This is a genomic window from Lysinibacillus sp. NPDC094177 (genome assembly GCF_050279145.1).
In the GTDB taxonomy this organism is placed as follows: domain Bacteria; phylum Bacillota; class Bacilli; order Bacillales_A; family Planococcaceae; genus Lysinibacillus.
Map to the genome: position 1 here is coordinate 75,136 of NZ_JBNNTW010000010.1, position 25,804 is coordinate 100,939.

Annotated in this window: 24 protein-coding genes and 1 other annotated feature; of the genes, 11 read left to right on the top strand and 13 right to left on the bottom strand. The window is 36.6% G+C overall.

Annotation, left to right across the window (positions count from 1 at the left end; genetic code table 11):
* Positions 1-28: 28 nt before the first annotated feature.
* The 3 genes from ACQKNC_RS16305 to serA all read right to left on the bottom strand — a co-directional run bounded on the left by ACQKNC_RS16305 (position 29) and on the right by serA (position 3,249).
* Positions 29-961, bottom strand: a complete 933-nt coding sequence (locus tag ACQKNC_RS16305; protein WP_427425822.1) for a hypothetical protein — start codon at positions 959-961, stop codon at positions 29-31.
* A complete protein-coding gene (locus ACQKNC_RS16310; RefSeq protein ID WP_427425823.1) occupies positions 948-1,445 on the bottom strand; it encodes an RNA polymerase sigma factor in 498 nt (165 codons plus the stop codon). Before ACQKNC_RS16310 ends, ACQKNC_RS16305 begins: the two co-directional genes overlap by 14 nt.
* A gap of 196 nt (positions 1,446-1,641) precedes the next feature.
* Positions 1,642-3,249: a phosphoglycerate dehydrogenase gene (serA, locus tag ACQKNC_RS16315; protein WP_427425824.1), complete on the bottom strand. Its 1,608-nt coding sequence runs from the start codon at positions 3,247-3,249 to the stop codon at positions 1,642-1,644.
* 162 nt (positions 3,250-3,411) lie between these two features.
* Positions 3,412-3,651 (bottom strand) — a binding site (T-box leader).
* 407 nt (positions 3,652-4,058) lie between these two features.
* Here serA and ACQKNC_RS16320 point away from each other — a divergent pair.
* A complete protein-coding gene (locus ACQKNC_RS16320; RefSeq protein ID WP_427425825.1) occupies positions 4,059-5,807 on the top strand; it encodes an FAD-binding dehydrogenase in 1,749 nt (582 codons plus the stop codon).
* A 417-nt stretch (positions 5,808-6,224) separates the two neighbouring features.
* Here ACQKNC_RS16320 and ACQKNC_RS16325 read toward each other — a convergent pair whose 3' ends face one another.
* Positions 6,225-7,196 (bottom strand): rhodanese-related sulfurtransferase, encoded by a 972-nt coding sequence (locus ACQKNC_RS16325; RefSeq protein ID WP_427425826.1) that lies wholly within the window; start codon positions 7,194-7,196, stop codon positions 6,225-6,227.
* A gap of 140 nt (positions 7,197-7,336) precedes the next feature.
* Between ACQKNC_RS16325 and ACQKNC_RS16330 the strand changes: the two genes are divergently transcribed.
* Positions 7,337-8,119, top strand: coding sequence for an enoyl-CoA hydratase (locus ACQKNC_RS16330; RefSeq protein ID WP_427425827.1), 783 nt, complete (start codon positions 7,337-7,339; stop codon positions 8,117-8,119).
* A 60-nt stretch (positions 8,120-8,179) separates the two neighbouring features.
* On the opposite strand, the gene ACQKNC_RS16335 is transcribed toward ACQKNC_RS16330, so the two are convergent.
* Positions 8,180-8,365, bottom strand: a complete 186-nt coding sequence (locus ACQKNC_RS16335) for a YhzD family protein (RefSeq protein ID WP_427425828.1) — start codon at positions 8,363-8,365, stop codon at positions 8,180-8,182.
* 344 nt (positions 8,366-8,709) lie between these two features.
* On the opposite strand from ACQKNC_RS16335, the gene ACQKNC_RS16340 reads away from it, so the two are divergent.
* Genes ACQKNC_RS16340 through yhaM form a run of 3 tightly spaced genes read left to right on the top strand, consistent with a single transcriptional unit; the run spans position 8,710 to position 13,755 of the window.
* Complete coding sequence (locus tag ACQKNC_RS16340; protein ID WP_134024467.1) at positions 8,710-9,924, top strand: metallophosphoesterase family protein; 1,215 nt, start codon at positions 8,710-8,712, stop codon at positions 9,922-9,924.
* 4 nt (positions 9,925-9,928) lie between these two features.
* Positions 9,929-12,820, top strand: a complete 2,892-nt coding sequence (locus ACQKNC_RS16345) for an AAA family ATPase (RefSeq protein WP_427425829.1) — start codon at positions 9,929-9,931, stop codon at positions 12,818-12,820.
* The gene (yhaM, locus tag ACQKNC_RS16350; RefSeq protein WP_427425830.1) at positions 12,817-13,755 is read left to right on the top strand and encodes a 3'-5' exoribonuclease YhaM; all 939 of its coding nucleotides are present in this window, start codon (positions 12,817-12,819) and stop codon (positions 13,753-13,755) included. The genes ACQKNC_RS16345 and yhaM overlap by 4 nt, the downstream gene beginning before the upstream one ends.
* Before the next feature lie 346 nt (positions 13,756-14,101).
* Here yhaM and ACQKNC_RS16355 read toward each other — a convergent pair whose 3' ends face one another.
* Complete coding sequence (locus ACQKNC_RS16355; protein ID WP_427425831.1) at positions 14,102-15,061, bottom strand: peptidylprolyl isomerase; 960 nt, start codon at positions 15,059-15,061, stop codon at positions 14,102-14,104.
* Positions 15,062-15,204: 143 nt separating this feature from the next.
* Between ACQKNC_RS16355 and ACQKNC_RS16360 the strand changes: the two genes are divergently transcribed.
* Positions 15,205-15,309: a YjcZ family sporulation protein gene (locus ACQKNC_RS16360; RefSeq protein ID WP_082337661.1), complete on the top strand. Its 105-nt coding sequence runs from the start codon at positions 15,205-15,207 to the stop codon at positions 15,307-15,309.
* Between the two features lie 485 nt (positions 15,310-15,794).
* Here the strand turns inward: ACQKNC_RS16360 and ACQKNC_RS16365 are convergent, their stop codons facing one another.
* The 5 genes from ACQKNC_RS16365 to ACQKNC_RS16385 all read right to left on the bottom strand — a co-directional run bounded on the left by ACQKNC_RS16365 (position 15,795) and on the right by ACQKNC_RS16385 (position 18,568).
* On the bottom strand, positions 15,795-15,980 hold the full coding sequence (locus tag ACQKNC_RS16365) for a hypothetical protein (protein ID WP_049668928.1): 186 nt from the start codon (positions 15,978-15,980) through the stop codon (positions 15,795-15,797).
* Between the two features lie 70 nt (positions 15,981-16,050).
* The gene (locus ACQKNC_RS16370; RefSeq protein ID WP_427425832.1) at positions 16,051-16,596 is read right to left on the bottom strand and encodes a DUF3267 domain-containing protein; all 546 of its coding nucleotides are present in this window, start codon (positions 16,594-16,596) and stop codon (positions 16,051-16,053) included.
* Between the two features lie 172 nt (positions 16,597-16,768).
* Positions 16,769-17,329: an HTH-type transcriptional regulator Hpr gene (locus ACQKNC_RS16375; RefSeq protein WP_049668930.1), complete on the bottom strand. Its 561-nt coding sequence runs from the start codon at positions 17,327-17,329 to the stop codon at positions 16,769-16,771.
* Positions 17,330-17,486: 157 nt separating this feature from the next.
* Complete coding sequence (locus tag ACQKNC_RS16380; protein WP_427425833.1) at positions 17,487-17,882, bottom strand: YtxH domain-containing protein; 396 nt, start codon at positions 17,880-17,882, stop codon at positions 17,487-17,489.
* A 155-nt stretch (positions 17,883-18,037) separates the two neighbouring features.
* Positions 18,038-18,568, bottom strand: a complete 531-nt coding sequence (locus ACQKNC_RS16385) for a tryptophan transporter (protein ID WP_427425834.1) — start codon at positions 18,566-18,568, stop codon at positions 18,038-18,040.
* A gap of 981 nt (positions 18,569-19,549) precedes the next feature.
* Between ACQKNC_RS16385 and ACQKNC_RS16390 the strand changes: the two genes are divergently transcribed.
* From ACQKNC_RS16390 to ACQKNC_RS16400, 3 genes are all read left to right on the top strand, one after another.
* Complete coding sequence (locus tag ACQKNC_RS16390) at positions 19,550-19,789, top strand: DUF2599 domain-containing protein (protein ID WP_427425835.1); 240 nt, start codon at positions 19,550-19,552, stop codon at positions 19,787-19,789.
* Between the two features lie 521 nt (positions 19,790-20,310).
* On the top strand, positions 20,311-20,460 hold the full coding sequence (locus tag ACQKNC_RS16395) for a hypothetical protein (RefSeq protein ID WP_427425836.1): 150 nt from the start codon (positions 20,311-20,313) through the stop codon (positions 20,458-20,460).
* 110 nt (positions 20,461-20,570) lie between these two features.
* Positions 20,571-20,870 (top strand): hypothetical protein, encoded by a 300-nt coding sequence (locus ACQKNC_RS16400; protein ID WP_423472618.1) that lies wholly within the window; start codon positions 20,571-20,573, stop codon positions 20,868-20,870.
* A 651-nt stretch (positions 20,871-21,521) separates the two neighbouring features.
* Here the strand turns inward: ACQKNC_RS16400 and ACQKNC_RS16405 are convergent.
* A complete protein-coding gene (locus tag ACQKNC_RS16405; protein ID WP_427425837.1) occupies positions 21,522-21,938 on the bottom strand; it encodes an HIT family protein in 417 nt (138 codons plus the stop codon).
* 103 nt (positions 21,939-22,041) lie between these two features.
* On the opposite strand from ACQKNC_RS16405, the gene ACQKNC_RS16410 reads away from it, so the two are divergent.
* Complete coding sequence (locus ACQKNC_RS16410) at positions 22,042-22,791, top strand: ABC transporter ATP-binding protein (RefSeq protein WP_427425838.1); 750 nt, start codon at positions 22,042-22,044, stop codon at positions 22,789-22,791.
* Positions 22,775-23,959, top strand: coding sequence for an ABC transporter permease (locus tag ACQKNC_RS16415; protein ID WP_427425839.1), 1,185 nt, complete (start codon positions 22,775-22,777; stop codon positions 23,957-23,959). The genes ACQKNC_RS16410 and ACQKNC_RS16415 overlap by 17 nt, the downstream gene beginning before the upstream one ends.
* 475 nt (positions 23,960-24,434) lie before the next feature.
* On the opposite strand, the gene ACQKNC_RS16420 is transcribed toward ACQKNC_RS16415, so the two are convergent.
* Positions 24,435-25,595 carry an amidohydrolase gene (locus ACQKNC_RS16420; protein ID WP_427425840.1) on the bottom strand — a complete coding sequence of 387 codons (1,161 nt, stop codon included), beginning with the start codon at positions 25,593-25,595 and terminating at the stop codon, positions 24,435-24,437.
* Between the last annotated feature and the right edge of the window lie 209 nt (positions 25,596-25,804).

Sequence of the window (25,804 nt, forward strand, 5' to 3'; positions counted from 1 at the left end):
AAAAGCTGTCCAATAACTTATTGAACAGCTAGTAGTGTATATTGAATGCAAGATATAGCGATGTAAAAGCTATTGCAATACATAGTTGAACAAAGGCACTAGCTACTAGGTAACCTCGGGGCTCACCTGCTTTTTTGCGATAATAAATTTGCATAATAGAGTAGAGCTTAAATAAGCTATATATAATCGTTGCGTGTAAGGAGTGTATCAGTAAATAGATAGCCAATAAAATACCTGCAAACAAGACTAGCATAATAGCGTTGGCGATGGCATGTTCAACCGTTGCTGCAAAAAAACGTCGTTCAATATGAGGCATTCTTTTCTTTGCAAGCCATAGTATGAAGTGTGTAAGTAATACGAAGATATTTCCGATGATAAGCTTGGTTGAGCGTTTATCATCATAGTAATATGCCAGTGAATCAAATGTATTGTCGAGTTTTATGGCTTGCTCCGTTTGGACATTAAAGAGGGTATCGTTATTTAGTACCTTCCATTTTTCTTGAGTACCATCAGAATAGACAATCAACACATCTTGAGGTGTAAAGTAACCATTATCTTCCCACTGTTGAGCTGTTACTGAAATTGAAGGTGCATGTTCCATTTGTTCTTGTAGCTGACTTAAAAGTTGCTTATTTGTATAGCACTGCTGGGGTATATAAAGGCATGATGCTTTTGTTATAAACGTTTCTTTGTTTTCATTAGTGTTTACATAGACTTCAGCAATTGTTTTGTTTGTATCTGTTGTCAGTGGAGAGTTAGTCGGTCCTTGGATAAAGGACAAAATTAAAATAGCAAGAACTGTGATAAATAGTAAAGACACTGCCGGCATTTTCCAAGATTTTTTAATTGGTTTTTTTTCTATTGTAGTAGGTGTAGTAATATTGTGCAGTATTTTTTCCTGCTGCTGCTTAGTTAATTTGAGATCGCGTAAATGTTGCCAGGATTCCTCATTGTTCTTCATCAAATTCACCTCCAAGCTGCTTTTTCAATGCAACAAGTGCACGTTTTAATGTGTTTTTTACTTTTCCTTCATTCCAGCCTAGTACATCACAAGTTTCTTGAATGGATAAACCCTCTATTTTACGTAAAATAATGACATCTCGATAGGTGAGCTTCAAGTTGCTAATTGCAAGATAAAGCAGCTTTGCATCTTCTTGCTGAATTAGCCATTGGTGTGGTGAAGTTGGCTCAAGCTCTTCATGATCGTTTAAAAACGGTACAAATTGAATAAGTCTTTTCCGGCGGTAATGATCGTAGGCTAGATTACGTGCAGTACTCCTAAGCCAAGCGAGTTCTGCACCTTCTTTAATTGTCTGCTGATATTTGAAATAGCGAGCAAATGTCTCCTGTGTGAAATCCTCCGCCAATTTCTCATCATTGAGTAAGTAATATAAGTATTTAAAAATGGTTTGATTATGTAAGTAAAATAGCTCTTCAATTGTCAAAATGTGCACCTCCTTTCTCTTAAAGACGAATGACTTTCTGAAAAGTATCATTTTACCAAAACAATGCTTCTATTAAAAATTAGGTATGACATTTTTGAAACGTAAACTATGTATATAGGTTGATTTCCGTTCCGATGAAAATCTCCAAAAATAAAAAAGCAGAGAGTATTTATACTCCCTGCTTATAAATCAAATATTATAGGTTAATCGCTTTTACTTCATCAATATTTTCAAGCTGTGCAACGAATGTTAGATCTTCTTCTGTTACAACATTGTCGATTGTTAGCATCATGACAGCTGTACCACCAACTTGTGCACGACCAACTTGCATTGTTGCGATGTTCACATCTTTTTCTGCTAGCTTTGTTGCTACGCGGCCGATTGCACCTGGTTTGTCAGTATTTTTAATGTAAAGAAGGTGACCTTGTGGAATAACGTCAACAACATAGTCTTCTACTTTGACAATACGTGCACCTAAACCATTTAATAATGTACCAGCAACTGTATGTGTTTCGTTTACTGTTTTAATTTCAATCGTAATTAAGCTAGTGAAACCTTTAGCAGTTGTTGTTTTATGCTCATTGATTTTCATTCCGATACGTTCAGATAAGTAGCGAGCATTTACGTCATTAACATGATTACCGTGGTTTTTAGATAATAAGCCTTTTAACGCGTTTGACGTTAATGGACGAACATCATAATTTGCTACTTCACCAGCATAAGATAAGTTGATTTCTTTTACAGGCTCAGTTGTAAGTTGAGATAAGAATGAACCAAGTTTTTCAGCTAATTCAAAGAAAGGCTCTACTTGTGCAAGCAACTCTTTTGGAATAGATGGCATGTTCACTGGGTTAGTTACAGTACCTGTTTTATAGAATTTAATGATGTCGTTTGAAACGTCTACAGCTACAGACTCTTGTGCTTCAATTGTAGATGCACCTAAATGAGGTGTTGCGATTACTTGTGGTAATGTAAGTAGCTTGTGATCTGTTGCTGGCTCAGATACGAATACGTCTAGAGCAGCACCCGCTACTTTACCTTCTACGATTGCATCGTATAAATCATCCTCATTGATAATACCACCACGTGCACAGTTAATGATACGCACGCCATCTTTCATCATAGCGAATTTTTCTTTGTTAATAAGGTTGCGTGTCTCAGGAAGAAGTGGTGTGTGTACTGTAATGAAATCTGCAGCTGCACAAATTTCTTCAACTGTTGATTTTGTTACCCCTAATTCTTTAGCGCGTTCATCTGTTAGGAATGGATCGTATGCCATAACGTTCATGCGTTGACCTTTTGCACGATAAGCAACTTCAACACCGATACGACCGAAGCCTACAACACCTAGAGTTTTATTTTTAAGCTCAACTCCAACATAAGATTTACGATCCCATTTACCATTTTTAAGCGTATTGAATGCTTGTGGGATGTGACGAGCAAGTGAAGTCATCATTGCAATAGTGTGCTCAGCAGCAGAGTTAGTGTTACCGTCTGGTGCATTCACAACGATGATACCATGTTCAGTTGCAGCAGTTAGATCAATGTTGTCCACACCTACTCCAGCACGTCCGATAAGTTTTAAGTTTTTAGCCGCTTCAATTACTTCGCGTGTTACCGTTGTTTGAGAACGTACTAGTAAAACATCTACATCCGCAATTTTTGCTATTAATTCTTCTGGTGCAAGACCAGTATCAACAATGATATTCAAGTCTAAATCTTGTTCTTGTCGTAGTGGGAAAATACCATCTTCACTTAGTGGGTCAGCGATAAATACGTTAATTGTTTTTGTTGCAGTAGTCATTTGTAATTAGCTCCTTTTAATAAAAATTTTTTAGTGTTCTTTATATACGAAACAGTCTGAATTTTGTAAAAATAAATATCTTACAGCATGCAAACAATCTCCTTTCTAGAATAAAAAACAATAAAAAAGCCTTCCGCGCCTTACAAACACAAAGATTGTGTTGTAAGGGGCGAAAGGCTGAATAAACATTGGTTCGCGGTACCACCCTTAATCACTGCTTGGAAAATTTCTAGCAGTCTTAGCTATATGCGTAACGTGCATGTGACGGATAAGCTTACTTTGAAGATGTTCGGCTTATCTATTCAGGAGTGGAACTATTATCGTAGAAATCACTGATTTACACCAACCATCAGCTCTCTTTGGATTTTCTTGCGACTAGCGTGTCTCCGTCGTTATATTTTCGTGTGATTAAATTTGTTAACATCATAATCCTTATTGTTCACCTTTGTCAATGATATTTCTAAAAAAGATTAAAAAACTTGACTTTGATAGTTAGAAATATAACTAAATACGAATATTTATCTAAATTCAATAAACGATTATTCGTCTTTTTAGAGAGGACAATGAAAGCGCTACCGATATATGTTAAGTCTGATTACATGGGCGTTTAACAAATATTGAGGTTGAAAATTATACGGAAATAAATAGGGTTTAAATGGATTATACGTATAGGAACTTTCTTTGTTTAGTGGAGGAAAGCGAACATTTTTTTCTTGTCACATTTTCGTCAAAATTAAAATGTGTAGAAGGTAAACCATCAATTAGAGAAGAATGTAAGTAAAGTAGGATTGATTTTTAGGGGGTGTAGAATGGTGTATGATGTAGCAATTGTCGGTGCAGGACTGGCAGGGTTAGTAGCTGCCTGTGAGTTAGCTGATGCAAAGAAAAAAATTCTTTTAGTAGATCAAGAACCTGAAAATTCAATGGGGGGACAGGCATTTTGGTCCTTTGGTGGTATATTTTTAGTGAATTCACCCGAGCAAAGAAGGCTTGGGATTAAGGATAGTAAAGAGCTTGCATGGCAAGATTGGCAAGGAACGGCTGGCTTCGATCGCTTAGAGGATGAAGATTCGTGGGCGTATAAATGGGCCAAGGCTTATGTAGATTTTGCATCTGGTGAAAAATATAATTGGTTAAAGTCTAAGGGTATTAAGTTTTTTCCTGTCGTCGGATGGGCAGAACGTGGGGGATCATTAGCAGGCGGACACGGAAATTCGGTACCTAGATTTCATGTTGTTTGGGGGACTGGACCAGGCATTGTAAAGCCTTTTGCTGAAAAAGTGAAAAAGGCCATAAAGGATGGTTTTATAGATTATAAACCAAGACATCGTGTAGATGAGTTTATGCAACAAGATGAAAGAATTACAGGGATTAGTGGAACAATCTTGGCTAAAAGCTATGCAAATCGCGGTGAAAAAAGCTCTAGGCTGGGCATTGGCGAATTTTCTTATGAAGCTGGAGCAGTTATTGTAGCCAGCGGTGGAATAGGTGCAAATTTTGATTTAGTCAGAAAAAATTGGCCGGAGCGGCTTGGAACACCACCAAAAAATATGGTCTGTGGTGTACCTGCTTATGTAGATGGAAGAATGTTAGAAATTACTGAGCATGCTGGGGGACGTATTGTTAATAGAGATCGTATGTGGCATTATACTGAAGGCTTGAAAAATTGGGATCCTATTTGGCCAAATCACGGTATTCGAATTTTACCTGGCCCATCATCATTATGGTTTGATGCAGAAGGTAATCGATTTGGGGCACCTAATTTTCCGGGTTTTGATACGTTAAGCACTTTAGAAGCAATACAAAAAACAGGCTATGATTACTCGTGGTTTATTTTAACTGAAAAAATTATTGAAAAAGAATTTGCATTATCGGGCTCTGAACAAAATCCTGATTTAACAAATAGAAGCATTAGTGATGTTCTGAAACGAGTATTGCCAGGACCACCAGCTCCAATTCAGGCATTTAAAAATCATGGAGAGGATTTTGTTGTTGCTAATGATTTAAAGGAGCTAGTTGATGGAATGAACAAATTGGCTGGCAATGACCTTCTTAATTTTATCAAAATAAAAGAGCAAATTTTAGCAAGGGATCGTGAAATGGACAATAAATTTACGAAGGATTTACAGGTTAACGCTATTCATGGTGCCAGAAACTATGTTGGCGATAAATTAGTGCGCGTTGCGAAGCCCCATAAAATATTAGATCCAAAAAATTGGCCACTCATTGCTGTACGCTTAAATATTTTAACGCGTAAAACATTAGGAGGCTTACAGACAAATTTGAATGGTGCTGTGCTAGGAATGGACGGTCAGCCTATACCGGGTTTATTTGCAGCTGGGGAAGTTAGTGGTTTTGGTGGTGGCGGTGTGCATGGTTACCGTGCTTTAGAAGGGACATTTGTTGGTGGTTGTTTATTTAGTGGCAGACAAGTAGGGCGTTACTTGGCGAAAGAAAATTTAGAAAGCTCTGGTGAGAGAAGAAGCCGCTCTAATACAAGGGGGAATTACTCGGATGAAAGGAGTAACCCTCACATACATGGAAGTGAAAAGCTGTAAAAGTGATACGAATTTTAGAAATATCGACAATATACGGGCTCATTACAGAAATTTGGGGATGCGTATATTGAAAAGTATGCCCTGTAAATAAGTTGATTGGAGTGGAGGCTGGGCGACTCCTTGGGGATTAGCGAATAGAGGAACGAAGGCTAAAACCATCACATCCTGTGATAACGCCTTCGTGACCAACATCGGTGCTGCTGACGCTGCGTTAGCACTACGCTTTCGCGCAAAAAACATCTGTTGGCCCGAGACCCTGGAGCGAGCAACGCGAGTGAAGCGGCTCATCGGACGCCCCCAGGAAAGCGCCCAGTTGGAACGGAAATCAACCCACGTTATGGTGATAAGAAAATATACTAAATTAGGAATTTTAGAATATGAAAGAGCATCACCACAAATGGATGATGCTCTTTTTTCTTATAAAGAAGGATTTTGAAATTCAGCGATTTTAGCGATTTGTTCCTCAATCTGCTCTTTTGTCCAACCATTCTCTTCAACAAAGAAGTTGCGTTCTGCGCGGCGGCATTCGTCTGAACAGCTACGCATATAGAAGGACTCATGCTTCTCCTCGCAAAGCATTAATTTATGGCATTCTGGATTTGCGCAGTTTGTATAACGTTCTGTCGGTTCGCCAGTGAAGAAATCCTTGCCGACAATCACATGCTCAACCTGATTAATCGGTACGCTACGACGTCTATCAAAGACAAACATTTGCCCATCCCATAGTTGACCTTTTACCTCAGAGTCTTTAGCATACGTGGCAATTCCGCCATGTAACTGACCAACGCTTTCTCCATAGCCTTCACGTTTTAACCAGCCAGAGAATTTTTCACAGCGAATACCACCTGTGCAGTAAGTTAAGATTTTCTTGCCATCAAAATCTTCTTTATGAGCTTCCATCCAATCAGGAAGGTCACGGAAGTTTTCAATATCTGGACGTAGGGCACCACGGAAATGTCCGAGGTCATATTCATAATCATTACGTGCATCAATAATTACCGTATTATCCTCCTGCATACGTTCCATAAATTCCTTTGGTGATAAATAATCTCCTGTTATTTCTAAAGGATTAATATCATCGTCCAAACCAAGGTGTACAATCTCTCTACGAGGGCGCACATGCATTTTTTTAAAGGCATGCCCTTCAACTTCATCAATTTTCCACATTATATCGCTAAAACGAGGGTCTACCTTCATATGATTCATGTATGCATCAGTTTGCTCGACTGTACCTGAAACCGTTCCATTAATCCCCTCATATCCAACTAAAATACGACCAAGAAGTCCGATTTCTTTACAAACTGCTAAATGTTCCTCTGCGAATGCCACAGGGTCTTCAATAGCTATATATTTATAATAAAGTAATACACGATAGTCTTTCTGTGTCACAATTATTAACCACCTTTAAATCAATATTCGTCCTTTAATATAGCATATCAAGTGCAATTTTGCGTAGGATAGAAGGAGTTTTCTAAAAAAACACGAATAGTACATAGTGAATGACTATTCATATTTGGGGGTGTATTGGGATGGAATTTTCAACGATTACATTAGAAAAATTAGAACGCCGTGCAACATTAACTTTAAATCGACCACATGCCATGAATGCCATGGACGGTGTGATGATGCGTGAACTAGCAGAATGCTTTGAAGCACTACAGCAAGAACAAGAAATACAAATTCTCGTTATTCGTGGGGAAGGAAAAGTCTTTTCGGCAGGTGGCGATATTAAAGCGATGCTAGATCCAGATAAGCCACTTGATATTAATGAGGCCATGGTTTATTTAACACGTATTGTCAAAGCATATTATCAGCTACCGATGATCGTCATTGCAGCGGTTCATGGAGCATCAGCTGGATTAGGCTTCAGTCTAGCGCTAGGGGCAGACATAGTTGTGGCATGTGAAAATAGTAAGCTCGCTATGAATTTCATAGGCATAGGGCTCATCCCTGATGGTGGCGGTCATTTCTTTATGAAGGAACGTGTGGGGATTGTCAAAGCTAAACAAATGATTTGGGAAGGTAAAGTATTAACTGCATCGGAAGCACATGATGAAGGGTTAATTGACTACGTTGCACCAGATGGGACCGTTTTTGCGATTACGGACCAACTAGTTGGAAAAATGCTTGCTTCTCCAATTGCATCGATGATTACAACAAAAAAAATTCTACATGCTCAAAATTTACCGCAATTAGAGAGTATTTTATCAATGGAAGCAGCGGGGCAAGCAGCGATGCGTAAAACGGCCGATCATTTAGAGGGAATCCATGCATTTATAGAGAAAAGAGCACCTGCCTTTGTAGGAAAATAAGCGATGGAATGAATAAAAGGCGCGTAGAAAAGTTTACTACGTGCCTTTTATTAGCCATTTTTAGACATGGAATAAGATTAATTTACCTGAAGAGTTAATGAGGCGATGAGTTTTGTCGGCAACACCCTTTTCCAGGATTTGCTGTTGACCGTTAATTTTTGCAGTTTCATCGTTTTCGAAAGTCCAAGTTTCATCAAATAACGTTTCCCCAGTTTTTTCAAAAGCTGTAAAGCGATAATTCTCCATAAAACCCCACCCTTTACTTAAATATATATCTATTATACATAGAAGATTTATAAACTTCACGGTAAAACTAGCGAATATTTTGATAAATTACGAAAGTTGTGGAAAATTTAAGGCAATACTATTGATGAATATTCCTTGTATACATTTCTCATCTAGCGTGAAGTATGATAAAATAGAACAAATATTCGGTTTCGGCGTGGTTCACGAATGTCTCAGCATAAAACTGAGACTACAGCGGTTAGTAAATGATTGAAGTAGAATTAAGATGTACTGAATTATTTACTGCAGGCGAGTGATATATGAATGACGTCAAGGTATAGATTATTATTACTTGAGGTGATTGGATGTCAGCAATTCGTTTTTTTCATATGGCGGATTTACATTTAGATAGTCCTTTTAAGGGCTTATTTGGTTTACCTGAGCAAAACTTCAAAAAGATTCGAACAAGTACTTTTGAAGCTTTTGATAAAATTATTCAAAAAGCTATTCAGGAGAAACCTGATTTTTTATTGATTGTCGGTGATATTTATGATGGTGAAAATCGTAGCTTACAGGCACAAAGACGATTTCAAGAGGCTATGGAAAAACTTTTTCAACATAATATCCCTGTCATTTTAAGCTATGGTAATCACGATCACTTAAATGGTGCTTGGACACGCTTTTCTTTACCGAGCAACGTTTATGAATTACCAGCTGAAACAAGTGTTGTGCAATTAAAAATACGTGGTCAGCAAGTTAATATATATGGCTTCAGCTATAGTGACCGTCATATAACGAAATCAATGATTGATAGTTATCCTGTTGCACAGGACCAGCATGCTATTCATATTGGTATGCTCCATGGGAGTGAGGCTAGCGATACCTCACATGCTGTTTATGCCCCGTTCACAAAAGATCAACTTCTTGAAAAAAACTATCATTACTGGGCTTTAGGGCATATTCATAAACGACAACTTTTACATCAAAATCCACCGATTGTTTATCCAGGCAATATTCAAAGTCGACATCGGAAAGAGCAGGGGATCAAAGGCTTCTATGACGTAACCTTGACACAAACGTCTACTGATTTGGAATTTGTGCCGACATCTGCTGTTGTTTATAACGCGGTAGAGGTAGATTGTACAAGTGTGTTTCATGCAAATGAACTACTAAAAAAATGTGAAGAAGCATTGATGCTTAATCGTCAAGAGTATGGGGCATCTGTTGTTGAGCTCCATTTAAAAAATATAGATGAACAATCACAATCTTTATTTGAACATGCTACAGTTGATGCATGGCTAGAAACTATTAGAGAAGCTGAAGATGGGATGGAACCGATGTGTTGGGTTCAAAAGCTCGTGTTACATCAATCGTCAGTATTGTATGAGCATACTGCTGCAACTGAATCGGTGATGAATTTAATGGAGCAATGGGATATTTCTGAATGGAAGGATATTTTAAAGGAATTATACCAACATGCTGGTGGTGCAAGACTAATTGAGCCTCTAACAGAACAAGACGTTAAAAATTTAATGCACAACGCGCAAGAATTATTAGCAGAAGAAATTCAAAGGGTGTGAATACATGCTAAAGATACAAAAAATCCAAATTTATGGCTTTGGCAAGCATGAAAACATCACTATTACTTTACTTGAAGGTGTTACCATTTTTTATGGTGTGAATGAAGCGGGTAAAACGACCATTCAACAGTTTATTTTACAAATGCTTTTCGGATTTCCCACGAGGCAGCAAACACAACGTAAATATGAGCCGAAAGTATCGACTAAATTCGGTGGTCAGCTTACGATTTGGCACCCGACGTATGGGCAATGCACGATAGAACGTATTAAAGGAAAGGCGGCTGGAGATGTCACTGTTTATTTAGAAGACGGAACAATTGGGCATGAGGAGCTGTTGGCAAAACTATTATACGGTTATTCAAAAGCCTCCTTTGAGTCCATTTTCTCCTTTTCATTACATGAGCTTCAGGGCATTGAAAAAATGTCAGAGGAAGAGCTAACACATTTGTTGCTTGCCTCTGGGACAACAGGGATCCAACAACTATCGTCTCTAGAAAAGAAATTGGACAAAGATGCTAGTGAGCTTTTTAAAAAAGCAGGTAAAGTGCCACTTATTAATCAAAAAATAGAGCATTTAAAAAAGCTAGAACGCACAATTAAACAAGAGCAAGGTAATATTCAGACCTTTGAGGATAAATTATTACAATTGCAACAACTCGATCAAAGGCTAGAGGGGTTATATAGTCAGCAAAAAACACAGCAGCAAAATTGGCAGCAGCTCACAATTCTTAAGCAGGCTATGCCTCTTATAAAACAGCAAAAAGCTTTTGAACAGACGCGAAAAAGCTATGGACATGTGCAGTTTCCACCAGAAGGAATCCGACGTTATGAGCAATTAAAGGATCGGCTTATGCATGAAACACTACAAATGCAGCAGCTGAAAGAGCAGTATCAAGCATTGCAAAATAAGCTACAATTAACAATGGACGAGCAAGTTATTACTGAAATGTCTCGACTTTTAAATAAAGAAGCAACATGGAATCAGTTAGTTGTAAAGGAACAGAACTTAATGGATGAGCTGTATTTAATCGAGCAAGAAATAGAAGCACAGTTTCGGTTATTAGGTGTTCAGGAAAAAACAGCGCAGGATATTCTGCTTGAGGAAACAGTATCATTACAGCAAGAGGAACAATTTCAACGACAGTTAAGCTTATTAGAAGAAGCAGAGGAAGAGCTGAAATTCCATTTGCGCTCGTTGGAGCAAATACATGCAGAATTAGATACAATTGCTCAACTGAAACAACAGCTTCTACAAGAGTCATTATCTACGGAAGAAGAACATATTTTAGCACAGTGGCCTCAGCGTAAGCGAAAGCTAGAACAATTACGTTATGGAAGGTCACAACGCTCGAAACAACAACAACCAAATGTTTTTATATTTATTGTGTTAGCCATAAGTGTACTTTCGTTTATCTATGGTGTTATGGAAAAAAATATGGCTGTAATCGTTGTAGGAGCAGTTATGTCAATAATCATTATTTTATATTTAAAATTTGCTAGACAAGCACATGAAGCGCCGAGTAAACAACAGAGCCAGCAAATACGTGAGTTAGAGCAGGAGGAGAATATTGCACAAGCCATCCTGCTAAAAAAACAAAAACTTGAAGATCGCTTTTTACATGTAAATGAGCAACAGCAAGAAAAAGAGCGTCAATATGTGAAACTTGAACATAAAATTCAGCGGGCTGAGCAGGTGAGTCAAGAGGCTACTCAGTCGCTTCAACATTTCTTAGGGCGCTATCGGCTAGAGGAGAATATACCGAAAACATTATTACCAGAGCTGTTTATGCGCATTCGTGGTGCTCAAGAGTTAGCAGCCAAAAAGAAGAGTACATTTACTCTTTTACAGACGATACAAGCTGAGAAAACCGAGCTGCTAGAACAAATACAACGAGTCTTAAAGGCAGAGTATAGTGAGCAAGAAATCTTTATGCATTTACGTACTACATTCCTTACCTTACAGCAGGAGCAACAGATATCTCAACAAGCGAAAGAGCAAATGACTAATCTCCAGACAAAAATTCAAGGTGTACAATCGCATATAGACAGCTATGAGTCTGAAGTTACTCAGTTATTTACCGCTGCGAATGTTCAATCAGAGAAGGGATATTATGAAACTCATGAACAATTTGAGCAACAACAAAAAATAAAAACAGAACTTCAAGCCATTCAGAGTCAGCTAGCCTCGTTGAATGTAGACAGCAAACAGTTATTGATAGACGAGGACCAGCTTAATGAAAAACTGTTTGCGTTAGAGGAAGAGCGAGGTACGATGCAATTAGCAATAGATCATTGCTTAGAGCAACGCGCGACACTACAAATCCAAAAGGAGAATCTTCTAAATGACGAGAAATATGGTCAGTTGCTTCAACAGTTTGAAGAAGAGAAATCAGTGTTGCAACAGCTGATAGGACAATGGGCTACAAAAAAGGCATTGGCTACTGCGATACATGAAACATTGTTCCGCCTAAGAGAAGAAAAACTACCATATGTTTTGACAGAGGTTAATGCAATATTTAATTTGTTAACAGGTGGACGTTACGAAAAGCTTTTAATAAATGATGAAGGTTATTTTGTTACACAGGATGTTACTGGATTACGCTATCAAATGGCAGAATTATCACAGGCAACGAAGGAGCAAGCTTATATTTCGTTGCGCATGGCACTAGCAAAAACACTTACGACTTCTGCTCCATTTCCATTTATTATGGATGATCCTTTTGTCCATTTTGATCGAAACCGTACAGACAAAATGGTACAATTAATGAAAGAAGTAGGATATGAACGTCAAATTTTATATTTTACTTGCCATGACGGGATGCTTGAACATTGGCAGAAAGACCAAATTGTCGATGTAGGTGCACTAGCAAATGAAAGGGGAGTGGCGTCAACATGAAGGGTATTACGACGCTCCAGGTTGGAGAATCAGTTGATCAATTTTTATTAATTAAACAAGCGACAAAAGGGGTTACCACAGTTGGAAAGCCATTTATGTCACTGTTATTACAAGATAAAAGTGGAGATATTGAGGCGAAGCTATGGGATACAAATGAAGAGCATGAAAAAATGTACCACGCTGAGGCAATTGTGCGTGTAGGTGGAGAAATTCATGACTACCGCGGCAAAAATCAATTGCGTATAAAAGCAATCCGTGTAGCAAAACCAGAGGAGGGAATTGCTATTAATGATTTAGTTCCCTCCTCAGCAACTCCAAAAGAAGAATTATATGATGAATTGACGCAATTTTTCTTTGATATTAAAAATCCGAATATATCTCGAATTACACGTGCAGCTATTAAAAAACATCAGGATGCTATTTTAGTATATCCAGCTGCAACGAAAAACCATCATGATTATGCGTCTGGTCTACTGGATCATATGGTGTCAATGTTGAGACTAGGAAAAGCCATTGCTGATTTATACCCTACATTAAATCGAGATCTGTTATATGCAGGTATTATTTTACATGATATTGGTAAGGTTGTTGAGCTATCAGGGCCAGTTGCAACAATGTATACAGTTGAAGGGAATTTACTTGGTCATATTACAATTATGGTCAATGAAATTGCCAAAGTTGCTAGTGAATTAGAGATCGAGGGCGAGGAAGTAATGCTATTGCAACACATGGTGCTATCTCACCACGGTAAAGAAGAATGGGGCAGCCCGAAAAAACCGATGATTCAAGAAGCGGAAATCTTGCATTATATCGATAATATTGATGCAAAGATGAACATGCTAACACGAGCATTAGGAAAAACAGCTCCAGGTGAATTTACTGAGCGACTATTTCCGCTTGATAATCGATCGTTTTATAAACCGACTATTGAGTAAAAGTAGATTTAAGGCTCATCATCAAAGGCTGGGGGATAACATTTATTAGAGGGTATGGCCAATAGAGCGAGCCCGCAAAAGAACGAAGGCTACTTCATGTGATAACGCCTTCATGACCAGAATCTTATGAAAAAGTATCCCTTAATTCAAAAATGAAATAGCATTTAAAAAGAAAGAGGATTCATTTTGATTAAACTTTATTCAAAATGAATCCTCTTCATTTTCCTTACATACGTGTTTTCAAGATACTTTTGATCATTTTTATTTCAAAGCGACAGTATATAAAAAGGGTTACGCCTGTATGAGCGTAACCCTTTTTCATATAGTAAAATAACAACTATTTAGATTATTTTTTTTCAGTATCTTTTGTTTCTTTTTTAGCTTTTTCTTCAGCTTTTTTAGCTGCTTCTTCAGCTGCTTTAGCTTGTTCCTCGCTTGTTGTTGTAAGGGCCTTGATAGCAGGTTCTAATTCTTTATCGGATGTTTTAATATCCGCATCTTTTGCCATTTTTGCAATGATATCTTTAAGAACTTGTTGATCTTGACCTGTTTGTACTAATTTTTGTAACATTTGTGAACGGATGTTTGCTTCTTCGTCTTTGAATGAGCCAACACCTTTTACATCACGCTTGTCCGTAACTTCAATTACGTGGTAACCAAAGCTAGTTTTAACTGGTTCACTTAATGTTTTTAAAGGAAGGGCATAAGCAGCATCGTTAAACTCATCTACCATTGCACCAACAGAGAACCACCCAAGCTCTCCACCTTTTTGAGCAGAGCCAGTATCAGTTGAGTATTCTTTTGCTACATCGGCAAAAGAAGCGCCGCCTTTAATTTTGGCAATAACTTCTTTAGCTGTTTTCTCATCAGCTACTAAAATATGACGAGCATTTAACTCTGTTTTCATTTGCTCATAATGTTTTTTTACATCTTTTTCAGAAAAGGCTTTATCTTTTAAAGCCTTTTCTGAAAGAAGCTGAACACGTAAAGCATCTTTATAGCCATCTTCAGTCAAGCCATTTGCAGCAAGTGTTTCTGCAAAGTTATCACCGAATTGTGAAGCAGTTGCGTCATATGCCTCTTTGATTTCTTTATCTGATACTTTATATTTGTCAGCTAATACTTTTTCAGTCAACATTTGTTGAAGAATATGAGAACCTGCTAAAGTTTTAGATGTTTTGTTAAAGTCAGCAACTGTAATGTCGCCCACTTTTGAAGTTGCAATCGTTTTGTTGTCCCCTCCGCTACAAGCACCAAGCGCTAATACCGAAGCAGCTAATGTTAATGATAAAACTGTTTTTTTCATAGTGGATTTTCTCTCCTTACATGGTTTCGTCCATTTTTTACTATAACATAAACGTTTTGAAAACAAAATGGTTCCCCCTTGAGTATAGCCTATATTTCAAATTTTCAAGCGCATAGGATATAGAAAAGAAAGGGGGTGAAGTTATGAGCAGCGGAGGATACGGTGGCGGTGGCTACGGCTCAGGCTTTGCTTTATTAGTTGTGTTATTTATCTTATTAATTATTGTTGGTGCAGCTTTCCTATACTAATTAATAAAAATAACGAAAAGCTAAGGGGTTAACGTCCTTAGCTTTTCTTAACAATGTTAGGCATTCGCGCCGCACGTTTGAGGTCACGTCCACAAAATATGATCGGTCAGAAAGAGTTGTCACATGGGGTGTCCAACTTACCTCCGTGCGTGCGGACGGGCGCGGATGCACTTTTCTTTTTTACTTTTCTCAGCAAATATTTTTTGTACCGAAAGCGTAGCGACAGGTACAGAAGTCTCCTACCTCTATAGGTGGTTAGATGAACACGGATTTAAGTTACTTTTCAACGGTTATCCAAATATCTGCTGAAATAGAGGAACTCAGTCTAAGAACGCTACGTCCTGTGGCAATTTATCTGTGCGAAAGCGAAGCGACAGCAACATGGTTTTATCTGTGCGAAAGCGAAGCGACAGCAACAACACACGACTGAGTGACCCACATCATGCTGCTGACGCTTAGATCAAATATGCAGAGGCATATTTGATCTATACAGCATATAAAACTTCAATATAAAATGAGACAAGTAAAATTGTAATAAGTATATTTATAGTTCGGAATACTTTTGGTTGTTTTTCTTCGGGAATTTCACGTCGCATGCACAGCGCATAAGTCATGCGGTTTATTTGAAATAAATAGAATACCGAGAATAGAACTACAATCATTAACAGCAAGTCTATTCCTCCCCTCTTTCAGTATTAATAGCATAACAAAAAACGTCAATAAAACACAAGTACAAGCAATTTAATGAATAGTGGGCGGCACTAAAATTTCATAGCCTTTAGGTGTCTCCTCAATCTGGGAGTCTTTAGGTGAATTCAGTAAATATTTTACATATAGAACATCAATTACACATAGACTACAATGGTATGCTAAAAGTAATGCGCCGTAATGGGTATATGCAGGGAATAGCAGTGTACCTAATAATATGCTTGTATTTAGAACAATAAATGGTGTGAGTAAAGCTAAAATATAACGATTTTTTGATAAAGGTTCACGGATACGCATATGTAGAACAGGAATAACATAAAATTGGGTACGCACACGCAATTTTAAATGTTGACGTAAATCATACAATGCTAGAAAGTGTAAGCATTTATGGATCGGATAGATTGTAAATACAGCAATAACAAATAGCCAAAACAATTGATCTGTATAGTGCTCGTCGTTAAATAAATTTAATGTCACATAGGAAAAAGAAAAGACAGTTAAAAAAACAATTATAGACATGATCATAATACGCGTTGTTCCGTAATGATGTTCAAGATTTAATATTTTCCAACAATGCATGATTATCAACTCCGTAATATGAATGGTCCTATTTAATGTAATTTGATTTATGTTAGAATGCAAGAAAAAGGAGGTATCTCAGAAAAATATTTCTGAAATGCCTCCTTTAGCATTATTTTATCAACCTTTACTCTAGGTTACGAGCGACTGAAAAAGCCTGATAGTTTCACTTTCATCCTTTTACAGTTGAACGTTCTTCTATCGTATCAAAGGAATCACGGAAGTGTTGGAAGGAGCGCTCAAAAATGTCGATGAAGTCCTCTCCATATATATTGCGAATAACAGCCATAACATCTAAAAATTCTGGGAAGCGACCATATAGGTCTTTTAAAGCTAATGAGCCTTCTAGCACAGAATGATACGTATTATGATAATTACTATTCATCTCAACAATAAGCTCAGTACCTGCTTCTGTTAACTCAACGTACGTATTACGCTTGTCGTCATCCCGCTTTGAAAACTTAAGGAATCCACGCTCTTCTAATTTTTTTGAAAAATTAAATGCTGTGGAAACGTGCATCACCCCAAATTTTGCCACATCAGAAATAGAAGCCCCTTTTAAATGATACGAAATCCATAAAATATGATGTTCGTTAATATTTAAATCGTAGGGTTTAATCCATTGCTGCCAATCTTTTTCAACTGCTTTCCATAAAGCTTTTGATAATTGTGCAATTCTTTGACTATAAAGCATCGCTTCTTTTTGAGTGTATAATTCCTCTGACAAAGCCATCACCTACTGCTTTCTTTAACATTTTAAAAATATTATAGCAATAAAGGAAAAGAGTTTAAAGTTAGAAAAATTAAAAAATTGAAAAGTGGTTAAAAAATAACATTATAGTGTTTGGATTTAATAAAAATATAGGCTTTTTTATTAGTGTGCAAGGACTTTAGTCGCTAATTTTTTCTTGCGGTTTTTTCTTTTTTTCTGTAAATTGTGCAACGTTTTTCTCGATTTCGCTGATTGAATTCTGTAATGCTTCTATTTCTTGTTGTAAGTTATTTTTTGACGGCTCGATTTCTTCAGTGAATGTAGCAATGGTTTGTTTTAAATCATTTATTATTAGTGGTATATTATTTTTTACTTCATTAGTGAGTGAATTAACGGATTGTTTAACTGTGTTTGCTTGCTGTTTTACATCTAACAGTTTGTCCCTTGTGCTTTCAGCATTTGCACGCAAATTAGCACGTAATTGTTGTCCTGATTGAGGAGTGGAAAAAAGTACAGCGATTGTACCGCCGACGATTCCAGCGGACAGTCCAATTAAAAATGGTTTTGCTTTCATATGAATACCTCATTTCTGTAATTGTCGTGTGTTACCTACTATTAAACCATGAAATGCACATATACAAAAAGAAAAAAGAAACTAAACGAGTGATTTTGTATCACAGTTTAGCTTCCTTTGTTAGATGAACGTGCATTTTTCTTATGCACCTTTTATTAAATTGAAAGAGCTGTGTTGAATTTAGAACGTTTCACTAATTTTGCAACTATAGGATAAATAATTGCAAAAGCAATGACATTAAATGCTACAGCAGGTAATACAACGCCTACAAACAGAACTGCGAATGTTGCACCAACATTTGCATTGAATACAAAAAGTGCTACTGCTAAAAAGACAGTTCCAGATAAAATTGTTCCTAAACCAACTAAGACAGCTGATACTGCGAAGTTGCTTGCCAATTTTTTCAGCACAATTAAGACAGCTAAAAAGATAAAGCCTGTAACTGCTTTATCGATAATATTTGGAACAAGCCCAGCTGGAAACGTTGTAAACAATCCTGAAAGAACACCTGTTGCTAAAGAAAGTAAGAACGTTTCTTTAACAGTAGGGAACAATAAAATGCCAATAAACATCATTGTTAGCATGAAATCAGGCTTCATGCCGTTTACCATACCTGGTGTGACCACATAAAGGGTAGCACCAACACCAACTAAAAGTGCCATTAATACTAAATTCTTTGTATTCATTTCTAATCTCTCCTCGACTATGCTAATCTTTTTTTGTCTCCTAACGTGTCCTCATGACCGTTAGCGAAACTTATTTGTGATTGTACGCTATAAATCTTTAAATTGCAATACAAAATTCTGACAATTTAGCTTTCTACAGCGAGTGTTTTCTGTAGCGAAAGCAAAGCTACAGCTACAATTATGCCGAGGCATAATGGATGTGATACTCCTGCTAATTTTTTGAAAAGCCTGGTTTTTAGCTTTATTGATAGCTTGTTTTGAAATCCCTAGTTTTTTTGAAATTTCTTCTTCCGTTACATCGTTGGTTTGACAACGTTTTAAGGCTAGTTTACTGGCTGCAACGTGTATAAAATCCTGAATAAAGATTTCTCTAAAAAACGTTTATTAGCTATAAATGTAAAATCAATTTTTGTCATAAACAGAACAAAAATTGATAAAATTCAAAAATATTCATCGTCAAACGTTTTGGGTGATAAAATCGTGGGCACTGAAAAACAAAAGAAATTCATTTTTATAAATCTATCTTATATTGGGTTTAGAAAATTAAAAAAGTCGATTTGCACCACTTTTTTGTGGAAGATCAACTTTTTCAGTATGGTTTGAATATAATCCCAATATTTTCGAATCCCTTATAATTTTCAAAAAAGCTCCGTATAGTCATTATAGGAAACTTCAGTAGTAACAGTATTTTTCCGACTTTTATCAATTTTTGTTCAATTATCAACAAAAATTGATTTTGAAATTAGTATCGTGAATGATAAGTTATGAATATACCGGTGAAAAAATTAAAAAGGGGGTATTTAAAATTGAATAAGAAAATGTATTTATTTTCTTTAAAGGAACACTGCCCTCTGGAATTGAGTTTACTTTTGGGGTCCCTCTATATACTAATGAATTTAGTGAAGACGATACTTTTGAATGGGTCATAATTGATTCCGAACTACAAATAAAAGAAAATATAATATTAGACTAATACCTGCAGTGATACCTTTCAGAATTGACCCAGGTGGAGCTACATATATTACTAGAGCATATTGGATAAATAGAGATGGCTTAAAATCAATCTCTATTTACCCAAATAAATCTGCCAAGAGTTGGACAAAAGAAAAAGCATTCGCAGAATTAAAGAAAAACTTTTCTCACTATTACGACTGGAAAAATGAAGCATCCCTAAAAAAGCAATTTAATTGTCACGCTAGACCTATTCCGCCATACAGTTAAAATCCCTTGGAATATAGAACCTAGTAAAAAAATCTACTAATGTTATCTCATGTAATTAAACAACAAAAAGGATCCCCCGATTCATATTAAAAGAAGAAGGACTAGAACAAGCTTTAGGACATTTGATTGCATCAACACGACTACAGTGTGATTTTTAATGAGCTTTGTTATAGAAAGACTCTAGCAATAAAGAACCTACCTATTTGTTGGTATACTTAATTTTTTGCGGTATACCGAAATATTAATTTCGGTGAAATCTAGCATTAATTATGTGAAGATTGAATTGTCAGAAATACTTTAATACCGGTTAAAAAGTAGATTCTAGACATATTGAATAGGCATAAAAATTTTTCCGTTACTTGTAAAAGTGGCTATACCATATTTTCTATTTTGGCCTTTAATAAGATTTGTTCATTATAAATATCAACATAAGAATCTTTTGAGTTCTTAGGTAAAAAGCTCATATTACCATGTATGTAAACAGAATAGATTGATTCGAAATCAAAAAGAAGGAAATAATAATGAAAAAACTTACTAAAATGGCCCCATTCCTTGCTAGTGCAATGTACAAAGCAATGGATAAAGTATCAGAAGGTCTAGCTTCCGATGTAAAAGGTGCATTACTAGATTTTCTAGGTATAACAGCAGTAATGGCGGCTTGTTTTGAATAGGAAAAAGAACGGCAAAATAGCCGTTCTTTTTTAGTTTTGACGCCAAATGATGACCAACTTAAAATGATTATGTAAATTAAAATTAAACTTTCAAAAAAGGGATGATTGTAATGATTGGATATATAATGTTTTTCTTATTATTGTTTTTCTCAATTATGAAATTTTATAAAAGTAGAGCTCTTTTTAAGCTGCTTTCAAAAAAAGAATGGTTACAGTACATTGTAGGATTTTTATTCGCTTGGATTGTTGCTGCTATAATAATTATTGGTGGTTCAAAACTAACGAATAGTATTCAAATAGGTTGGTTAGATAATATTTTGACGATTATAATTATTTTAATAGGATTAGTATCTGCTGGATTTATTATGAATAAAACTTCACCAGGAAAATTAAAAAAATTTTACACGTGATGTTGAAATTAAAGACAGTTGGGTTAGCAATTAATCAGTTATCGTTAGCATATTTATCTCCGCATCTTTACCCTAGAGATGAACGAGCTAAAACAATCGTATCAAAGTCTATGTTTGTAAATTATTTTGTGATTATAATTGTAATTGGAATATTGATGTTTATTTTTAATACAGATGGGATTTTAAAATTAAATGTATATGAAGTATTGAATTTGCTAGTTACAATTTATATTTCTTCTATTTCATTAATAATGGTTTATTTTTCAAAGAAAATTTAAAACTTAAATTGCAATTACAAGTTGAACACTTTTTTTCAAAAAATCGCAATAAAATATTAAAAACAGCTAATATATTAGCTGTTTTTTTGTTTAAGTATAAAAAATCCTAATTTAGCTATTAAATATGAAATAAATATAAACATTAACGTAATTGATATTACGTATCCATCCAACGCTAAATCATATCCAGCTGGAACTAACATTTCTGGATTGATAATAAATAAATTGAAATTAATAATGGGATAATAATAAGTCCATATGCGATAATATCTTTATTATTCATTACTCCTCATTAAAACATTGTTATAAGAACATGATTAGATTATATCGTGAAATCCTTAAAGCTAGTGGCTATCTTGAACTAGAATATCCATTATTGAAGGTTAGCTTTAATGCTTTCCGCAACTTCAGTTAATTGCTCGGGTGAATATTTTTGTGTTTGCCAAATTAAGCCCAAGCCTTCTTTTTCATCGTAACGCGGAATAAAATGTAAGTGGTAGTGGAAAACAGTTTGTCCAGCTGCAGCACCATTATTATTAATTGTATTAAGTCCAATTGGGTTAAAAGCAGATTTTATAGCATTCGCAATTTTTGGTGCTACTGCATATAAATTACGAGCTACATCCTCAGGCATTTCGAATAGATCCTTACAGTGATGCTTTGGAATTAATAGGGTGTGCCCCTTTGCTACAGGTGAAATGTCAGTAAATGCATAGACATGTTCGTCTTCATAAATTTTTGTACTTGGAATAGATCCATCAATGATTTTGCAAAATAGGCAATCGTTCATTCGAAATTCCTCCTTATTTTATATGTAAGTACATTCTATCATACTCATAACTGTATCATTTGCTAATTTTTGATAAAATATAAACAAGAAGAGGAGTGAGGGCATGACGGTATTAGAAGTACAACATGTGACAGGTGGTTATACAAGAAAGCCTGTAATTAAAGATTTATCATTTACGATTGAAAAAGGAGAGCTGGTTGGTTTAATCGGCTTGAACGGTGCTGGTAAAAGTACAACGATTAAGCATATCATCGGAACGATGCTTCCAAAAGAAGGAGACATTCGTTTAAATGGTGTGACATTAAAAGAAAATACAGACAAGTATCGTACAGCTTTTTCCTATATTCCTGAAACACCTGTATTATACGATGAGCTAACATTACGTGAACATTTAGAATTAACCGCGATGGCTTATGGCTTAGATGAAGCAACGCTTGCGGCTCGTTCACAATTATTATTAAAAGAATTTCGAATGGAAAAAAGACTTAATTGGTTCCCTTCACATTTCTCAAAGGGGATGCGTCAAAAGGTTATGATTATGTGTGCCTTTTTAGTCAATCCAAGTCTTTACATTATTGATGAGCCTTTTGTGGGACTCGATCCACTTGGAATTCAATCATTGCTTGATCAGATGGATGAAAAGAAAAAAGAAGGCGCTTCTATATTAATGTCAACGCACATATTGTCGACCGCTGAAAAACATTGTGACCGCATAATTTTATTGCATGAAGGACGTGTGCGAGCACAAGGAACAATGGATGATTTACGTAAGGCATTTGCGATGCCACATGCGACATTGGATGATTTATATATTGCAATGACAAAGGAGCACGACCATGAAGAACTTGCGTGATGTATGGTCCTCTCGCTTCATGCACTATATAGGTGAAGTACAAAAATATATGCGATTTATTTTTACAGGGCATTTAGCGATTGTACTAGTATTTCTTATCGGAGCAGGGGGCTATCAATATAGTGAATGGCTAAAAGTTGTACAGCCTGATTTTCCAGCAGAGGTATTAATCGCAGTGTTTGTAGGGATTTTACTTGCATTTAGTCGTCCAACTTCACTTTTGAGAGAGCCAGACCAAGTGTACTTATTACCTTTAGAATCAAAAATGTCACAGTATTTTAAAAAGGCGTTAGCGTGGACGTTTTGGTCACAAGTTTGGATCGTGGCAATTGTTTATATCGTTAGTATTCCTTTACTAAAGGCTGTTACTGAATTAACAACATTTGAAATTTGGTCAGTGTTTTTACTTATTATTATATTAAAGTATTTGAGTGTTCAGGGTGAATTTAGCTTTCGTTATAGTGAACGTGGTCAAATGATATGGGTGGACAGGCTAATTCGAGCTATTATCTTTAGTGTTGCTGTGTACATGGGGCTTCAGATGCAGCTTATTTTAGCAATTGTTGCAGCTGCAATTGGGTGTGTGTATATTGTAATATTTAGAAAGAAATGTGCAGGAGAGCCTGTCCCTTACGAGCATTTTGTGAAGCTGGAACAAAATCGCATGATGAGCTTCTATCGTTTCGCTAATTATTTCACAGACGTTCCGCATTTACGTGGTAGCATCCGTCGTCGTGGTTGGCTCGATTGGCTTTACAAATTTGTACCATACAAAAAGGACAAAGCTCAAAAGTACTTGGTGTTCCGTACATTTGTCCGAACAGATGATCATTTTTATTTATGGCTCCGCTTAACAGTGATTTCAGCTGTTATTTCAGCCTTTGTAGATATCCCAGTCGTTACATGGATTGTTGCAGGTGCATTAAGCTTTGCGACAACCATTCAATTAAAGCAGGCTTTATTATCAAGTGGTGAATTCCGCATGGACATGCTGTATCCTTTACCTGATGAAGCACGCAAGGTAGCAGTCAATCAAATTGTGCGTCTTGCGATGATCACTCAAGCTGTTATAGTTGGTCTAAGCGGTGTCACACAGCCAATGTTCTATGTAACCTTTATTATCATTTTGGTTGTAAGTGAATTGACTGCAAAGGTCTCGAAATCTTGATAATGAAATCAAAAGCTCATTTCTCCAATAAAAGAATTGGAGAAATGAGCTTTATTTTTATAAAAGAAACTATAGATTTTTAATTGGGATAACAAAAAAGCATAGTTTTCGTCTAGGCTAAAGCGTTACAACCTCGAGGTCACCTCACGATTAGCCTTACAAAGTGCCATTATTCGTAACAAAATTAACGATTTAACGGTATCCAATTCATCTGCAATACTAGAAAAAAGAACTAGGAAAGTAGAACGGGTGCCTGCATGGTTGCACCATCTTCAGGTTACTATTTCCATTATGCTCCGGGGCGTTGGAGATGATAGATGTGAAGGTGGAGGAAGAATCAATATTCAATAATAAATAGACAAGACTGAATAAGGAGTGGCAATTTGCCATTCCTTATTCGATCTTAGTAGTCCGTCCCTCAGGCAAAAGTGGTGGATCGCATACTTTTACTTCGGGCTCTCCAGCGATTTGTTCTTTATTCTACTAATTGATAGTCCAGTGCTGCTGTTAATAATACCTTTGCAGCAATGAGCATCCCTTTTTCATCTATATCGAATTTTGGATGATGATGTGGTGCATATCTAGCTGGCTTGGCTCCAGTAAAGAAGAATGTACCTGGCTTTTCTTCTAAGTAGTAAGAGAAATCTTCAGCTCCCATAGTTGCTTCAACTTCAGTAACATCGCAAATATCCTGTGCGATATTACGTACAAAGAGTGTTTCCTTCTCATGATTTACGACTGCAGGGTAGCCGCGACGATAATCCAGTTCAATTGTACAATCATGCGCAATTTCTGTACCTTGGATAACCCGTTTAAACTCACGTTCCATCGTTTCACGAACATCCTTATTAAACGTTCGAATTGTACCATTTAAATAGGCTGTATCGGCAATAATATTGTCTGCATTAGATGCAACGAATGAACCAACTGATAAAACAGCCGATTCGGTTGGGGCAACACGACGTGCGACAAGCTGTTGTAAATTTATAACAAGCTGAGAGCCAATAACAATCGCATCCTTTGTTTGATCCGGATGAGCGCCATGACCGCCCTGACCTTGAATTTTTATTTCAAAACTATCAACAGCGGCCATCGTAGGCCCTACGCGGTAGCCAATTATGCCTGTTGGATGGTTAGAAGAAAGATGTGTACCAAAAATAGCATCAACCCCATTCAAAGCCCCAGCCTGTACCATCCCAATTGCTCCACCTGGATCAACCTCTTCAGCATGTTGATGAATTAGTACATATTCTCCTACTAACTTACCGCGCATTTCCCACAGTAGCTTTCCGACAATTAACAAAGTAGCTGTATGACCATCGTGCCCGCAAGCATGCATAACACCAGACACAGTTGATTTGTATGGTACGTCTTTTTCATCTTGTATAGGAAGAGCATCAAAGTCTGCTCGTAAGGCAATCGTTTTACCAGGCTTGCTCCCCTTAATCCGTGCAATTAAACCGTGACCACTGACATTAGCTTCAACCGGTACGCCAAGATTTTTATAAAATTGAATAATATAGTTAGCAGTTTCTTGCTCCTGAAAGCTTAGCTCCGGATGCATATGCAGATGACGGCGAATCGCCACCATCTCATCAAAATGAGCATCGATTTTTTCAAGTAGATGTTTGTTCAAAGTAAAACCCCCTTAAACAGATTATTCTAGCTTCTTATTAATAAGATAATAGTTTTATAATAAAATATTCTTGGCAAGAGTAATGAATTCCGCGCGTCCCGGGAGAAAGCCCTCCGGAAGGGTATTGGATACCCGCGGAAGAGCATCGATTTCCCGCGAATGCTAGGGGAATACCCGCGGAAGAACAGCAAATACCCGCGAATGCGAGG

Bases quoted from the DNA above. Each gene is read 5' to 3' on its own strand.
- ACQKNC_RS16400 (WP_423472618.1), top strand. From the start codon at position 20,571: ATGATTGGATATATAATGTTTTTCTTATTATTGTTTTTCTCAATTATG.
- ACQKNC_RS16340 (WP_134024467.1), top strand. From the start codon at position 8,710: ATGTCAGCAATTCGTTTTTTTCATATGGCGGATTTACATTTAGATAGT.
- ACQKNC_RS16360 (WP_082337661.1), top strand. From the start codon at position 15,205: ATGAGCAGCGGAGGATACGGTGGCGGTGGCTACGGCTCAGGCTTTGCT.
- ACQKNC_RS16395 (WP_427425836.1), top strand. From the start codon at position 20,311: ATGAAAAAACTTACTAAAATGGCCCCATTCCTTGCTAGTGCAATGTAC.
- ACQKNC_RS16385 (WP_427425834.1), bottom strand. From the start codon at position 18,568: ATGAATACAAAGAATTTAGTATTAATGGCACTTTTAGTTGGTGTTGGT.
- ACQKNC_RS16345 (WP_427425829.1), top strand. From the start codon at position 9,929: ATGCTAAAGATACAAAAAATCCAAATTTATGGCTTTGGCAAGCATGAA.
- ACQKNC_RS16405 (WP_427425837.1), bottom strand. From the start codon at position 21,938: ATGAACGATTGCCTATTTTGCAAAATCATTGATGGATCTATTCCAAGT.
- serA (WP_427425824.1), bottom strand. From the start codon at position 3,249: ATGACTACTGCAACAAAAACAATTAACGTATTTATCGCTGACCCACTA.
- ACQKNC_RS16355 (WP_427425831.1), bottom strand. From the start codon at position 15,061: ATGAAAAAAACAGTTTTATCATTAACATTAGCTGCTTCGGTATTAGCG.
- ACQKNC_RS16375 (WP_049668930.1), bottom strand. From the start codon at position 17,329: ATGGCTTTGTCAGAGGAATTATACACTCAAAAAGAAGCGATGCTTTAT.
- ACQKNC_RS16380 (WP_427425833.1), bottom strand. From the start codon at position 17,882: ATGAAAGCAAAACCATTTTTAATTGGACTGTCCGCTGGAATCGTCGGC.
- ACQKNC_RS16335 (WP_427425828.1), bottom strand. From the start codon at position 8,365: ATGGAGAATTATCGCTTTACAGCTTTTGAAAAAACTGGGGAAACGTTA.
- ACQKNC_RS16415 (WP_427425839.1), top strand. From the start codon at position 22,775: ATGAAGAACTTGCGTGATGTATGGTCCTCTCGCTTCATGCACTATATA.
- ACQKNC_RS16320 (WP_427425825.1), top strand. From the start codon at position 4,059: ATGGTGTATGATGTAGCAATTGTCGGTGCAGGACTGGCAGGGTTAGTA.
- ACQKNC_RS16410 (WP_427425838.1), top strand. From the start codon at position 22,042: ATGACGGTATTAGAAGTACAACATGTGACAGGTGGTTATACAAGAAAG.
- ACQKNC_RS16305 (WP_427425822.1), bottom strand. From the start codon at position 961: ATGAAGAACAATGAGGAATCCTGGCAACATTTACGCGATCTCAAATTA.
- ACQKNC_RS16330 (WP_427425827.1), top strand. From the start codon at position 7,337: ATGGAATTTTCAACGATTACATTAGAAAAATTAGAACGCCGTGCAACA.
- ACQKNC_RS16370 (WP_427425832.1), bottom strand. From the start codon at position 16,596: ATGCATTGTTGGAAAATATTAAATCTTGAACATCATTACGGAACAACG.
- yhaM (WP_427425830.1), top strand. From the start codon at position 12,817: ATGAAGGGTATTACGACGCTCCAGGTTGGAGAATCAGTTGATCAATTT.